The following is a 13,453-nucleotide window of genomic DNA, read 5'->3' on the forward strand; positions in this document are numbered from 1 at the left end:
TGGCGAGCGGTGCCCGCCCCGCCCGCCGGGGCCGTGTCACAGCGCGACGGGCAGCCGGACCTCGCCGGCCGGTCGCCCGTCGCGGATGCGGGCGACCTCCGACCGCGCGAACTCCACGCGCGGGGTCTGCGCGCCGCGGTCGGCCGCCAGGGCGTCGGCGAGGTCGAAGATCGCCTCCAGCAGGTGCTCGTTGCGGGCACGCCCGGCCCTGCCCGCCCCGGACTTGCGGAAGGCCCGCCGGCCCTTGGCGTTCGCGCAGGCCGCCCGCGCCTCGGTGTCGGTGACGATGCCCTCGGCCACCTCCGGGGCGAGGATGCGGGCGAGGAATTCCCGCTCCCGCGGCACCGTGGTGGCGAAGACGCGCGCGGCGATCGCCAGCGCGAGCACCATGAGGCCCACGATGAAACCGATCGCGGCCGCCGCGCCGGCACCGGCGACGTTGCCCATCGCGTCCCAGAGCCCGTGCAGCAGCATCGCCAGCGCCATCAGTCCCAGTCCGTGCCCGACCCGGCGCGGTTCGGCCGGCCTGCCCAGCAGGTACACCAGCCCGGCGCAGAACAGCGCGGTGTAGAGCAGATGCCCGGTCGCGCCGGTGGCCACCCGCAACACGACGGTGCTCATCGAGGCGTCGACCTGGTTGGCGCCGAACTGCGAAGCGCCCGAGTTCATCCCGTAGGCGATGTCCTCGATGATCTCGAAGCCGAGCCCGAGGAAGGCGCCGGCGATGAAACCGTCGAACGCGGTGCGGATCAGCCGCGGCGCCAGCGCGATCAGCAACAGCAGGCCGAACCCCTTGGCGGTCTCCTCGGTGAACGGCGCGGTCAGGGCCGGTCCCCAGTCCTGGGCGAAGGCATGGCCGAACAGCTTGGCGTAGAGGCTGATGACGGCGGTGTTGGCGTAGGAGGCCATCGACCAGGTCGCGGCGAAACCGCCCCAGCAGAACGCGGCGACGAGCAGTGCCGTCGGCTGTCGGGCGTAGCGGTCGATGTGGGCGACGAACCACCAGAACAGCGCGCCGTAGACGGCGAACACCGCCGCGGTGACCGCGATGGCGCGCCCGTAGGCGGGGTAGCTGCTCGCGATGCGGGAGACGAACAGCAGCGCGCCCGACCCCACCAGCAGGCCGTACACCCAGAAGGCCAGGTTGCGCGGCTGGTAGAAGGTGAATCCCCGGCCCCAGCCGGAGTTCTCGATGGCCAGGAACCGGTCCTGGTCGAGGGCGGGGGTGGTCATCGGGTGCCGCCGATCCGGCCGATGCTCGCGATCATCTCGGCGACCTGGCCGAGCACGTCCTGTCCCGGTTCGGCCGGGCCGACGGCCACGACCTCGATGCCGGTGCCGTCGAGGACGAACGCGGCGAGCACACCGTCGGTGGTGGCGGCCGCGTACCGGGTGATCATCCCGTCGACGCCGCCGCGGGTGGTGATCGCGACCGGGTCGCCCTCGGCCCTCAGCGCGCCACCGAGGAGCTCGTCGGTGCGTTCGATCCGGGACAGCAGCGCGGCCGCGTCGCCGTCGAACGTGCCGACGCGGACCAGGAACTGGGTGCCGCCGCGGGTGAGGACGGCTTGTGGGGGATAGCCCTGCCCGGTGGGTTCGTCGCCCGCGCGTTCCCCCGCCACCAGCGACCAGCCGCCCGCCGCGGTGAATCCGATGCCGCCTTCTACCGCGATCACGTCGCCCGCGGCGGTGACCTCCTTCTCCGGCACGGCCGCGTCGATGCGGGGCAGCAGCACACCTTGGAGGAAGGCCAGCGCGAGCACGATCAGCGCGGGCACGATGGTGCGTTTGTCGATGCCGAGCAGGCGGCGGTCCACCGGCACCCAGCGGTCACCCGGATCGAAGTACTCCTCGGAGTAGGCCGCTTCGGCCTCGCGCTCATGCGTACCCACGTCTACCTCCGATCGAGCAGGGATGGATCAGGCCGCCGCGGCGGCGGGTTCGATATCGCGGCGCTTGATCACCAGCACGATCGCCAGCACCGGGTAGACCAGGATCGGCAGCAGTGTGCCGACGTAGAAGGTCTGATCGAGCAGGATCGCCGTGCCGGTCAGCAGCGTGAAGTCGAATAGGCCGTGGACGACCGAGTTGACGACGTTGCCGCGCGTGACCCGGCGGATCAGGTAGAAGAAGTAGCCGGCCAGGCTGACCATGATCGCCTGCGGCAGCGCGCTCGCGCCGTGGGTGATGCCGTTGGTCAGATGCACCGCGCCGAACACGATGCTCGACCACAGCGCGACCTTTCCCTCGGTGAGGCCGTGGTCGCGCAGGACCAGCACGCCGATCCCGCGGAACATGCCTTCCTCGCCCCAGCCGACGAACTGGGTCGCGATCAGCAGCACCACCGTGTAGAGCAGGCCCTTGTCGGCCAGCGCGCTGTAGTTGATGCCGAAGACGATCGCGACGAGGAACACGATCGGCACCACCCGCACCCACGCCCGGGTCGGGCGGTCGTCGTGCAGGACCGGGCGCATCCAGCCGAGATAGGCGATGACGCCGTAGGTGAACGCGACCGCGACGCCGAGCGGGATGATCATGCCGTAGAACACCGCGCGCGTGGACAGGAAGTCGTCCTCGCCGGTCAGCGCGGTCATCAGCAGACCGCCGAGCTGGATGATCGCCAAATAGACGATCACGATCAGCGCGAACATCGGATACGACAGACGGCGGCCGGTTCGCGTTGCCGTCACCTCGGCTTCTGGCGTGCGCATGCCGGTCAACATAGCGGTCGGGACGCGGATTCGCGGGCGCAAACCGGTCATCGGTGACCGTGTTGCTGCGGCTCCGGCGATCCGGTGGTTAACCAGGCATGACCCGGCTCGTGCCTGGTCTCCGGATTCTCCGCCGTGGCCGGCGGGGCTCGGCGGATGTCCGGACAACTTCCGGCACCTGCGGCGAGACGCAACCGCAATGGTTCTGGGCGCCTGACCGGCTGCTGCGGGCCTGGGGGGACGGGTCGGTGGATCGGCCCCCGGCGGCCGGGCGTGTGCCGGGCGCGGGCGGGGGACGCCTCCGCTCGCTCGCACTCTCGGTGGGCGTCATCCTTCGGCACGGCGCAGAGTGGTACACCCGTGCCGTCGACCCCAGTTTTTCACGCTTTCCGTAGCGGTTACGTTTGGTTGGCGAAAATGAAACGAAACGTAATTGCGCACAGCGTGTTCGCGAGGGTCACTCGATCCTGGCCGCCGATAATGTTCACTTATCGGTGGTCAGCACCTCGGGCTACGGATTCCGAACTCGAACAGGCGGAACGGGATTCGTTTCGTGTGTTACGTGTGCGATTGACGAAACAAACGCTACGATTCACGAGTGTCGAGCACCTGCAACTATCCGGGCTGCGCCCGCCCCATCACCCGCGCCGGCGGACCCGGCCGACCCTCGGAATACTGTGACCATCCCGACCACACCCGATGGCGGGCCTGGCGGGAAAGGCAACGCCAGCAACAGGAGTCACAGACACCGGCGACAAACGTCACTGTGACGACACAGGGGCCGGCCACGGCCGCACGCCTGCGGGCCGACGAGCTGCTCGGCCAGTTCCGTGGCTTGGCCGAGCAGCTCGGCACGACCCTGTCCGCGGCGGTCGCCGAACTGTCCACCCTGGCCGATCCGGCGGTGGCCGAAGCCCAGGTCCAGGCGGTGCAGGCCGACGCGGCCCGACGGATCGCCGAGGCCGAGGTCAACGCGGTGGCGGCCGAACAGGCGCGCCGCGACGCCGAGGAGGCGCGGGCGGCGGCCGAGGCGGTCGCCGAGGACGCGGTGACCGCCGCCGAACAGGCCGAATCCCGCGTCGCCGCCGCCGAATCCGCGCGCGAGGAGGCGTTGCGCGAGGTCGAACGCGTCTCCAGGCAGGCGGCCGAGGAGGTGTTCGCGGCCCGCAGCGACGCCGAGGACGCGGTGCGCGCCGCCCGGGCCGAGGCCGCCGAGGAGATCGCGCGCCTGCGCGCCGCCGCCGAGGAGGAAATCGCCGACGTCCGCGCCCGCCACGACACCGAACTGGCCCACCTGCGCCGCGACGGCGAGACCCGGCTGCGCGCCGCCCAGGCCGAACGCGACCTGGCCCTGCAGCGCGCCGCAGACGCCGAACGCGCCACCGAACGCGCCGAACAGGCCGCGGCCGAACGTGTCGAGGCCGCCGCCGAAGCACGCGAGGAATGGCGCCGCGCCCGCGCCGATCTCGACACGACCCGCTCCGAACTCGACCGCGCGCGTGCCGAACTCGCCGAGCTGCGGCGCACGGCCCGCGCCGATCTCGACGCCGCCCGCGCCGAGGCCGCCGCCGTCGCGGACCGCGTCCGCGCCGAATCCGCCGAACGCCTGGCCGCCCTCGACGACGCCCGCCGCCAGACCCTGGCCCGCGCCGAGCGCGCGGAGCGCCAGCTGGACGAACACCTCGGCAGGCAGCCGGAACGGGGGGACGCGATCACGCCCTCCTGACCCCGGCCGATTGCCCGACGGCCTGTACTGGCGCGCGGGCCGCCGGTCCGGGGTGATATGACCGTACCCTTTTATGGTACGGTCATATCACCAACGAGGGTGGAGGGGATCCATGGCCCGCAAGATCGGACGATTCGAGAACGAGCAAGCACGGCAGACCTATCTCGCCGCCTACGCCGCCCTGGAAGCGGTGTCGCCCCAGCCCGCGGAGACGACCGAGATCGCGACGTCGTTCGGGTCGACCCATGTCCGCCGCTACGGGTCGGGGGTGGGGACACCGATGGTGCTGCTGCACCCGTTCGGCGGTACCGGTCTGTACTGGAGTGCGGTGGTGGAGGACCTGTGCCGCGATCGCGTCGTCTTCGCGCCGGACACCCTCGGCACGGCGGGCCGCAGCGTGCAGACCGCCCCGATCCGTGGCGAGGCCGACTTCGCTGCCTGGTTCGACGAGCTGATGGCCGGGTTGGGGGTCGAGCGTGCCCACGTCCTCGGGCTCTCCCAGGGCGCCTGGCACGGCGCGCTCGTGGCCACCCGTGCTCCGGGGCGCGTGGCCAGCCTGACGCTGATCGAGCCCAACGGTGTCGTCACGAAGATGAAGTGGCGCGTGCTGCTGAAGATCATGCGGCTCGGCATGAACCCCTCCGACGAGAACTGGAAGAAGATGACGGCCTGGGTGACCCCGGGCGTCACGCTGCGCGACGAGGAAATCGCCTGCGCGCGGGCGTCGCTCGGGTACCGGACCCGGCTCGGCTGGGCCCGGGTGCTGCGCGACGACGAGCTGCGCGCACTCGGCGTGCCGCTGCTGGCGCTCTTCGGCGGCGACTCGGTGGCCTGCGACCCCGCCCGGGCCCGCGAGCGCCTCACCGCCCTCGTCCCGCGCGCCGAGATCGAGGTCTACCCGGGCACGGGACACGGTGTGCTCGACCAGATTCCCGGCGAGCTCGTCGCGCGGGTGCTGGCCTTCGTTCGCCGCCACGACCAGCAGCCCGCCCCCAGCCGGTAGCCGCCGCACCCGGTATCGCCGGGCCGGGAAATTCGGTGGTGCGGGGCCGGCCGTGGCTGTTACGGTCGGTCTCGCCGTGATCGCGACCGAGGAGGTGAGACCCGTGAACGTAGGAACCGTGTGGGTGCTCCCTCGAGAGTGCACGGCCGGGCGATAGGACACGTCGCCGGGAGCGCCGAAACCCGCTCTCGAAAGGCGACATCCGATGTCCCTCATTTCTGTCACGTCCGAAACCCGCGCCGACGGCCTCGTCGAACGACACTTCACCCTCGGCGACGTCCCCGGCATCCTGTGGACCTCCGGTTCCACGACCGAGCCGGCGCCCCTGATCCTCGTCGGGCATCCCGGTGGTCTGGAGGCCATGTATCCCCGGGTCTCGGCCCGGGCCCGCGGCGCGGTGGCGGCGGGCTTCGCCGCGGCCACCCTCGAACTGCCCGGCGCGGGCGTCCGCCCCCGGTCCGCCAAGGCCGAACGCGCCCGCGCCGACCTGCGCGCCGCCCTGCGGGACGGGAGGCCGGTCGACGAGGACATCATCGACCGGCTCGTGCTTCCCCTGGTCGAGGCGGCGGTCCCGGAATGGCGCGCGGCGCTCGACGCGCTGCTCGACCTGCCGGAGATCGGCGGACCCGTCGGCTACTCCGGCGGGGTGATCTCGATCGGCGTCCGCCTGGCGCTGGTCGAGCCCCGCCTCGCGGCCGCGTTGCTGTTCGCCGGGAGTTTCGTGCCCCGGTCCATACTGGCGGAGGCCCGGCGGGTCACGGTCCCGGTGCAGGTACTGCTGCAATGGGACGACGAGGGCAACGACCGGCAGCGGTCCCTCGAACTGTTCGACGCCCTCGGCTCCCCGCAGAAGACCCTGCACGCCAACATGGGTGGGCACACGGGGGTCCCGGCCTGGGAGGCCGAGGCCGGGAACCGGTTCTTCGCCCGGCACCTGAGCTAGCCGCACACCGGCCGGTGTGTCCCCCGCGCGCGACGAGGGACACACCGGCCGGGTCAGCGGGGGCTCGGCGCGGACTCGCGGGCGGCCAGGTCGGCCTTCCATTCGCGGAAGCCCTCTTCGGTCCGGCCGCGTCGCCAGTAGCCCGAGATGGAGGACGCCCAGGCTGCGGGCACCTCGCGTTCGCGGCGGATGTAGCGGCGCAGGTCGTGCATGACGGCATGGGCCTCGCCGTGGATGAACACCTGCACCTGACCCTCCCGCCACGGCGCGGCGCGAACCGCCTCGGCCAGCGCCTCACCGGGTGCGCGGTCGGCGCGGTGCAGCCAGGTCAGCTCGACGCCCTCGGGCGCCGTGAGCGGCAGTTCGTCCTCGGGCCCGGCGACCTCGACGAAGGCGTACCCGACGGCGGTGGGCACCAGGGCTTCCAGGGCGGCGGCGATCGCGGGCAGCGCCGCGTCGTCGCCGGCCAGCAGGTGCCAGTCGGCGTCGGCGCGCGGAGCGTAGGCGCCGCCGGGACCGAAGGCGTCGATGGTGGCCCCGGGTGCGGCCGCGGCCGCCCACGGGCCCGCGATGCCCTCGTCGCCGTGGTAGACGAAGTCGATCGCGACCTGCTCGTCGGCCGGGTCGACGGTGCGCAGGGTGTAGGTGCGCAGCACCTCGCCGTCCTCGCGCGGGAAGATCAGTTTGACGTAGGAGTCGGTGAACGCGCCGACCGTGAGGCCGGGGGCGCGGAAGTGCACGCGCACCATGTGCGGGGACAGCTGCTCGGTGCGCAGCACCGTCAGAGTGGTACGGGGGCGGGCCAAGGAGACCTCCGGACAGTAGTTATTAGGATTACCTAACTACCGTACTCCGGTTTCGCCCGGCGCGGGGACCTCGCGCCGCCGGGCGGGGTGGCCTCGCCCGCGGTGCAACGCGCGCGCCGCCGGAATCGTTACCCCGCACAGATTTCCGGCCCGGCCGGAGCCATCTCGGCGGGAATCGCCGGGATCGGTGGCGGGCGGGTCGGCCACGCTGTTCACTGGTAGTCATGTCCGCCACCGCTCCCTCCCACCGACCGCGGCGGTCGCAGCAGGCCCCGCCGCCGGCGACCCCGGCCGAGCTGGTCGTCGTGACCGCGCCGGTCGGGCGAACGATCACGCCGATCGCCCTGCGCGAGCACACCGCGCTGCGCGAGCGGGTCGACGGCGTGCTGGGTCCGCACGCGCGGCTGGTCCCGATCTTCGGACCCGGCAACCGCCTGGCCGACCGCCTCACCGGTACCCCGCAGGAGTCGGTGGCGGGGGAGTATCTGGGCTACTACACCGTGCGGGGCGCGAGCGGGGACCTGCCCGAACTGGCGCGCCGGCTGCGCGAATCCGCCACGGTGGCCGCCGCGTACGTGAAACCGGGCGCCGAACCGCCCCTCGCGCCGGGCGCGGAATACGGCCTGGCCCCCGACGCGCCCAGGGTGACCCCGGATTTCGGTGCGCGGCAGGGATATCTGGAGGCCGCGCCGCAGGGCATCGACGCCCGGTGGGCCTGGACTCGGCCCGGCGGGCTCGGCGCCGGGGTCCGGGTGATCGACGTCGAGGGGGCGTGGCGGTTCACCCACGAGGACCTGCGGCAGAACCAGGGCGGCATGATCGGCGGGACCTCGGCCGAGGACGCGGGCTGGCGCAACCACGGCACCGCGGTGGCGGGGCAGATCAGCGGCGACGTCAACACCGTCGGGATCACCGGGATCGTCCCCGAGGCGACCATCCGCGCGGTGTCGGTCTTCGGCATCGGCTCGGCCACCGCCATCCGTGCCGCCGCCGACGCCCTGGACCCCGGCGACGTCCTGCTCATCGAACTGCATCGTCCCGGCCCGCGCTTCGGCTATCGTCACCGCCCCGACCAGCGCGGCTACCTGCCCGTCGAATGGTGGCCCGACGACTTCGCGGCCATCCGCTACGCCGTCGGGCGCGGCGTGGTCGTGGTGGAGGCCGCGGGCAACGGCGGCGAGGACCTCGACGACGCGCTCTACGAGACCCGTCCGGCGGAGTTCCCGGGCACCTGGCACAACCCGCTGCGCCCGGGGCCCATCGACTCCGGCGCCGTCCTCGTCGGCGCGGGCGCCCCGCCGCCGGGCACCCACGGCAACGACCACGGCCCGGCCCGCTCCCGGCTGGCGTTCTCCAACTACGGCGCGCGTCTCGACGCGCAGGGCTGGGGCCGCGAGGTCACCACGACCGGCTACGGGGACCTGCAGGGCGGCGGCGACGAGGACCTCTGGTACACCGACATCTTCAGCGGCACCTCCAGCGCCTCGCCCATCGTCGTCGGCGCGGTCGCCGCCGCCCAGGCCATGCGCGGCGGCGACCGGCTCGACCCCGAACAGGTGCGGAACCTGTTGCGCACCACCGGCTCCCCGCAGGCCGACGCTCCCGGCCGGCCCGCCACCCAGCGCATCGGTAACCTGCCCGACCTGCGCGCCCTGGCCGGAGAGGAGTGAGCCGTGGCCGTCGTCCACCGCGCCAGCCTCACCCCGGGCAAGCTCGACCTGCTCACGGCCTGGCTGCCGGGCCGCGCCTGGTATCGCGGCGCGGCGCCGCGATTGCGGCGCGCGGGCGGATTCCGGCTCGACGACCCCGAGGGAGAGGTCGGCCTCGAATTCGTGCTGGTCGCCGACGATTCCGGGGCGGTGCCGGTGCTGTATCACGTGCCGATGAGCTACCGGGGCGTGCCGCTGCCCGGGGCCGAGCACGCCCTGATCGGCACCGCCGAACACGGGGTCCTCGGCCGACGCTGGATCTACGACGGCCCGGCCGACCCGGTGCTGGCCGCGGTCACCCTGGACCTGCTCGCCGGGGCGGCCCCCGCCCAGCACCAGCACGCGAGCGCCACCCCGGATCCGGCGGTGCGCGTCCGCGTCGGCGATTTCGCGCGGGCCCGCCCGGGTCCGGCCGTCGACGGCGACGCGCACACCGACGTCGGGGCCGGGAGCGCGGTCCTGCGCTTCCAGCGCACGCCATCTGCCGTGGATGCCGCGCCGCGCGTGGTGGCCGAGGTCGCGGCACCGCCGGTACTCGCCGACATCCCGGGCGCGCCGGTCGTGCTCGTCCAGCTGCTCGCCGACGCGTGACCCGCCCGCCGCCGCGGGCGCGGAATCCCGGCGCCTACAGCCGGCAGGGAACTACGATGGTGTGTAGTAGTTCGACTCGGCCGGGGGTATGCCATGAAGCGCTCGCGCACCGGAACACACGGCGTCCGCACCCTGCGCGCACGGCCCGTGGACACCACCGCCGGGCCCGGGTGGTTTACCCGGGCCTACGCGAGGTTCGCCGCGAGCCGTGTCGCCGGATTCGTGTCGCGCCGGCTCGCCTGGAGACTGGACCCGCTGCTGCTGCGGCTCACCCGTGGCCGGGTCGCCACGACGCTGATCTTCCCGACCGCGGTGCTCGAGACCACCGGCGCGAGAACCGGAGCGCGGCGGCGCAACGCGGTGATCTACTTCTCCGACGGTGATCGCACGATCATCGTGGCGTCCAACGCGGGCAGTGCCACCGATCCGGCCTGGTATCACAACCTGCGGGCGCACCCGGACGTCGTGCTCGGCGGCGCGCCGATGCGGGCGGCTGCCGTCGTCGACGCGGGCGAGCGTGAACGCCTCTGGTCGCTGGCCGACCGTGTCTTCCCGGCCTACGCCTCCTACCGGGCGCAGGCACGCCGGGCGGGACGGACCGTCCCGATCGTCGCGCTGACTCCGCGCGCGGCGTCTTGACTACTCCGGCACCGCGAACACCGCGTACGCGGCGCGGCGCACGTCGATCTCGGGGTGGGCGCGCAACGCCGCCAGCAGCGCGACCCACGAGGGCGACCACCCGAATCTCGTGCCGCACGCGTCGACCACCGCGAGCCCGGCCAGCGCCGAGGACGCGGCGGGCCGGGCGGTGAGCCCGGCGCCGACCACGGCCCAGGTGGTCTCGGGATGATGGCCGAGCTCGCCGGCCAGGCGCCGGGTGAGTTGCTCGGCGGGTGCGGCGACCAGCGCGCCCACCGCGTACGGGGCCACGGCCTCGATCGCCTCGACGGCGGCCTCGGGTTCGGTCCAGCGCAGTCCCGCCACGGCGAGGTCGACGACGTGGCCGTGCAGTCGGTAGTCCTCGCTCAGCAGCGTCGAGACCGCCGGGGCCAGCGCCCGCGCCTCGTCGCGCAGGCGCACGGCGGTGGCGAACCAGCGCAGGACGGTGTCCAGCCGCTGCAGGGCGGGCAGATCCCGGCCCGGCGGGCTGAGCGACAGTGCCGAGCGCAGCCGGATCACCGCCTCGGGCAACCCTTCCCGCGCGCCGGCGTCGACGCCGGCCAGCAGGGCGCGGGCCGCGGTCTGCCACAGGGCCACGGTGCTGAAATCGGTCAGCCGGTCCACGATGACCGCGTCGGTGCCGGGCGGGGTCCAGCGCCGCCAGCGGGTCAGGGCGTCCAGGGCGGTCCGGGTGACGCGCGGATCCGGGCCCGCGGCGAGTTCGCGCAGGAACGCGGCGAAGCGCGGCCGCTGGGGTTCGGGGAGTTGCGCGGGGGCGATGTCGAGGAGGGCGTCGGCGACCGCCGGGTCGGCGGCGAACTCGGCCAGCAGCGTCCACGCCGGCTCCTGGTCGAACAGGTGGCGGGTGGCCGACACCGCGGCGCGCCGCACGTCGCGGTGGGCGTCCGGCGCGCGGACCTGCGCGCCGATGATCGCGACGGCGTCGGGTGCGCGCAGTTCGGCGAGCAGCCGGATGCCCTCCTTGCGGGCGGTGACCTTCGGGGAGGCGAGCAGGGGCGCGGCGGCCGCGGCCACCCGGTTCGCGGGCACCGCGCGCAGGCAGGTCGCGACGGCGCCGACCGCGACCCGCGCCCGGTCGCCACCGAGGTGCCCGGCCAGGATCGGCAGCGCCGCCGCGGGGTCGCCGGTGGCGCCGAGCGCGGTGAGGGCGGCCTCGGACACGACGAGTTCGGCCTCACCGGCGAACGCGGCCACGGCGGCGGCACCGCCGGGCAGGCGGCCGAGCTGACGCACCGCGGCCGCGCGTTCCCACAGCGCGGGGCGGGGGTCGCGGGCGAAGTCGGTGAGCAGGCGCGCGTACCGGTCGAGCTGGTAGGGCGACCAGCGGCGCATGCCGGTGGCGAACAGCGGCACGAACCGGACGTCCGGGGGCAGGAACCGGCCCGGCGCCGCCCGGTAGAGGGTGTCGAGCAGGTCGGTGCGCCGGGTGCCGATGATCGCCTGCACGGCGGGCAGGGTGAGGAGCGAGGGGTCGCGGGCGAGCAGTCGGTCGAGGTTCTCGTCGCGGCGGGCGCGGTCGGACAGGACCGCGGTGACCGCGGCGCGCACGGTGGCGTCCGAGGACGACGTGCACGCCCGCAGCAGCAGCTCGCGCAGCCCGGGGATGTCGTGGGCGCGGTGCTCGAGTCCCGCGGTCAGGGCGAGGGTGAGCGTCCACTGGTCGCGCTGGGCGTCGGCGGTGAGGCGCGGCGCCAGCGCCTCGAACAGGCGGTGTTCGCCGCCGCGGGCCAGGTCGCGGTGCAGGCCGGACAGGTTCGGGGTGACCGCGAGTTCGGCGAGCCGCGCCAGGACGCGCAGCGCGGCGGCGCCGAATTCGGGTCCGGCGGTGGGGTCGCCCCCGCGCACGAGCAGGGCGCGGGCCAGGTTCGCCACGGCCGCGATCGTCGCGCCGGAGCGGTCGCGGGCCTGCAGCCCGTCCTCGGCGAGCTGTTCGAGCGCGGGCAGATGATCGGCGCGCACCAGCGACATCGGGATCCTCGACACCGCCGCCAGCGCGCGGGCGCGCACCGGGTCCTGTTCGTTGCGCAGGCGCGCCAGCAGCCTGAGCAGCCCGCCGACGACCGCCGGGTCGCGGGTGCCGATGGCGGCGGTGACCAGCAGCGGGTAGGCGGTGGCCCGGTCCTCGGCCACCGGCCGCCGCGTGGCCACCCCCAGCACGGGTTCGGCCTCGGTCCAGGCCAGGCGCGCGGTGAGCCGCTCGGCCACGGCGGGCACGTCCGCGCCGCCGGGGCGCGCCAGCAGTTCCCGTGCCGCCGCGTGCCGGTCGGCGGCGGGCAGCAGGTCGAGCAGGGTGAGGTCGGCCGAGCCGGGCGGGTGTCCGGGGCGCAGCAGCTCGGCCGTGGCGATGGCGGCGCGTCGCGACGGGGGCAGCGTGCGCAGGAAGTCCGCTCGCGTCCCGGCCGGCCACGCCGCGAACAGCGCGCGGACCCGGTCGTCGGGCAGGGCCGCCAGCGCGCGCCACAGCGCGGGCCCGCCGGCGACGCGGCCGTTGCCGCTGGGGTGCAGGATCAGCCGGCACACGGCGTCGGGATCGCGGCGCGCGAGCAGGCCGAGTACGGGGTCGAGCCCGTCGATCCGCCGGTGCGGCAGCGCGGCGGCGGCCAGGGCGAGCAGCCGATCGGGGTCGTGGGCGGCCGCGACCTGCGGCGCGGCCACCAGTCGCGGCCAGATCTGTTGCCAGCGGGCGCGATCGGCGCCGCGCGCGCAGTCCTGCAGATACCGCAGGACCGGGGCCGGATGCCTGCGCCACAGGGCCGCCCAGCTGGGCACCGCGTAGGCCAGTTCGGGCAGCGCGCGCGTCACCACCGGACCCGAGCAGGCCACCAGCAGCCGCGCCGCCTCCCGGTCACCGAAGTCCCGGCGCCAGGGGGCGAGAAGCGCGTCGGCGATCGGCTGCCGGTCGGCGCGTGACAACGCGCGGGCCAGTCCGCGCCGGGCGCGCTGGGAGCACGACGGCAGCCGCTGGGCCACGGTCGCCGGGTCGACGCCGACGATGACGAGCCCGGCCAGCGCCCGGCCCGCGGTGCGGGGGTCGGCGGCGTCGAGCAGGCGCAGCAGGACCTCGCGGCAGCCGGTGACCACGGCCAGGTGGATCGCCAGGGCGCGGCCCTGCTCGCCGTGGCGGGCCAGGTCGTCGAGAAACGGTGCGAGGCGGGGCGTTCCGGCGAGCGCGCGGGCCGTGCGGGTCAGGGCCCGCGCGCGATCGGGGATCGACAGCGCCGCGGTGTCCGCGAGCAGGGTCTGTGCCGAGTGGTTCACCCCGGACACGGTAGTGACCGCCCGC

11 protein-coding genes are annotated in these 13,453 nt (G+C 74.3%); 6 read left to right on the forward strand and 5 right to left on the reverse strand.

Going from position 1 to position 13,453, the window contains the following annotated elements; genetic code table 11:
- Positions 1 to 36: 36 nt before the first annotated feature.
- From ON36_RS12335 to ON36_RS12345, 3 genes are read right to left on the reverse strand one after another with little or no spacing between them, the layout of a single operon-like run.
- Positions 37 to 1,233, reverse strand: a complete 1,197-nt coding sequence (locus ON36_RS12335; protein ID WP_043651623.1) for a PrsW family intramembrane metalloprotease — start codon at positions 1,231 to 1,233, stop codon at positions 37 to 39.
- A complete protein-coding gene (locus ON36_RS12340) occupies positions 1,230 to 1,892 on the reverse strand; it encodes a hypothetical protein (protein WP_052313908.1) in 663 nt (220 codons plus the stop codon). The genes ON36_RS12335 and ON36_RS12340 overlap by 4 nt, the downstream gene beginning before the upstream one ends.
- A gap of 27 nt (positions 1,893 to 1,919) precedes the next feature.
- Positions 1,920 to 2,711, reverse strand: a complete 792-nt coding sequence (locus ON36_RS12345) for a CPBP family intramembrane glutamic endopeptidase (protein ID WP_052313917.1) — start codon at positions 2,709 to 2,711, stop codon at positions 1,920 to 1,922.
- A gap of 766 nt (positions 2,712 to 3,477) precedes the next feature.
- Between ON36_RS12345 and ON36_RS12350 the strand changes: the two genes are divergently transcribed.
- The 3 genes from ON36_RS12350 to ON36_RS12360 all read left to right on the forward strand — a co-directional run bounded on the left by ON36_RS12350 (position 3,478) and on the right by ON36_RS12360 (position 6,383).
- On the forward strand, positions 3,478 to 4,437 hold the full coding sequence (locus ON36_RS12350; protein ID WP_052313909.1) for a coiled-coil domain-containing protein: 960 nt from the start codon (positions 3,478 to 3,480) through the stop codon (positions 4,435 to 4,437).
- Positions 4,438 to 4,549: 112 nt separating this feature from the next.
- Positions 4,550 to 5,440, forward strand: coding sequence for an alpha/beta fold hydrolase (locus ON36_RS12355; protein WP_043651629.1), 891 nt, complete (start codon positions 4,550 to 4,552; stop codon positions 5,438 to 5,440).
- 214 nt (positions 5,441 to 5,654) lie between these two features.
- A complete protein-coding gene (locus ON36_RS12360) occupies positions 5,655 to 6,383 on the forward strand; it encodes a dienelactone hydrolase family protein (RefSeq protein WP_085999616.1) in 729 nt (242 codons plus the stop codon).
- A 53-nt stretch (positions 6,384 to 6,436) separates the two neighbouring features.
- On the opposite strand, the gene ON36_RS12365 is transcribed toward ON36_RS12360, so the two are convergent.
- On the reverse strand, positions 6,437 to 7,189 hold the full coding sequence (locus ON36_RS12365) for a siderophore-interacting protein (protein ID WP_043651636.1): 753 nt from the start codon (positions 7,187 to 7,189) through the stop codon (positions 6,437 to 6,439).
- Positions 7,190 to 7,413: 224 nt separating this feature from the next.
- Here ON36_RS12365 and ON36_RS36600 point away from each other — a divergent pair, with 224 nt between their 5' ends.
- The 3 genes from ON36_RS36600 to ON36_RS12380 all read left to right on the forward strand — a co-directional run bounded on the left by ON36_RS36600 (position 7,414) and on the right by ON36_RS12380 (position 10,128).
- On the forward strand, positions 7,414 to 8,859 hold the full coding sequence (locus ON36_RS36600; RefSeq protein WP_052313910.1) for a S8 family serine peptidase: 1,446 nt from the start codon (positions 7,414 to 7,416) through the stop codon (positions 8,857 to 8,859).
- A 3-nt stretch (positions 8,860 to 8,862) separates the two neighbouring features.
- Positions 8,863 to 9,489, forward strand: a complete 627-nt coding sequence (locus tag ON36_RS12375; protein WP_052313911.1) for a maltokinase N-terminal cap-like domain-containing protein — start codon at positions 8,863 to 8,865, stop codon at positions 9,487 to 9,489.
- Between the two features lie 222 nt (positions 9,490 to 9,711).
- Positions 9,712 to 10,128 (forward strand): nitroreductase/quinone reductase family protein, encoded by a 417-nt coding sequence (locus ON36_RS12380; RefSeq protein ID WP_157224854.1) that lies wholly within the window; start codon positions 9,712 to 9,714, stop codon positions 10,126 to 10,128.
- On the opposite strand, the gene ON36_RS12385 is transcribed toward ON36_RS12380, so the two are convergent.
- The gene (locus ON36_RS12385; protein WP_043651637.1) at positions 10,129 to 13,428 is read right to left on the reverse strand and encodes a hypothetical protein; all 3,300 of its coding nucleotides are present in this window, start codon (positions 13,426 to 13,428) and stop codon (positions 10,129 to 10,131) included. It abuts the gene before it with no gap.
- Positions 13,429 to 13,453: the final 25 nt, after the last annotated feature.

Origin of the sequence: Nocardia thailandica NBRC 100428, from assembly GCF_000308795.1 — a bacterium.
Classification (GTDB): domain Bacteria; phylum Actinomycetota; class Actinomycetes; order Mycobacteriales; family Mycobacteriaceae; genus Nocardia; species Nocardia thailandica.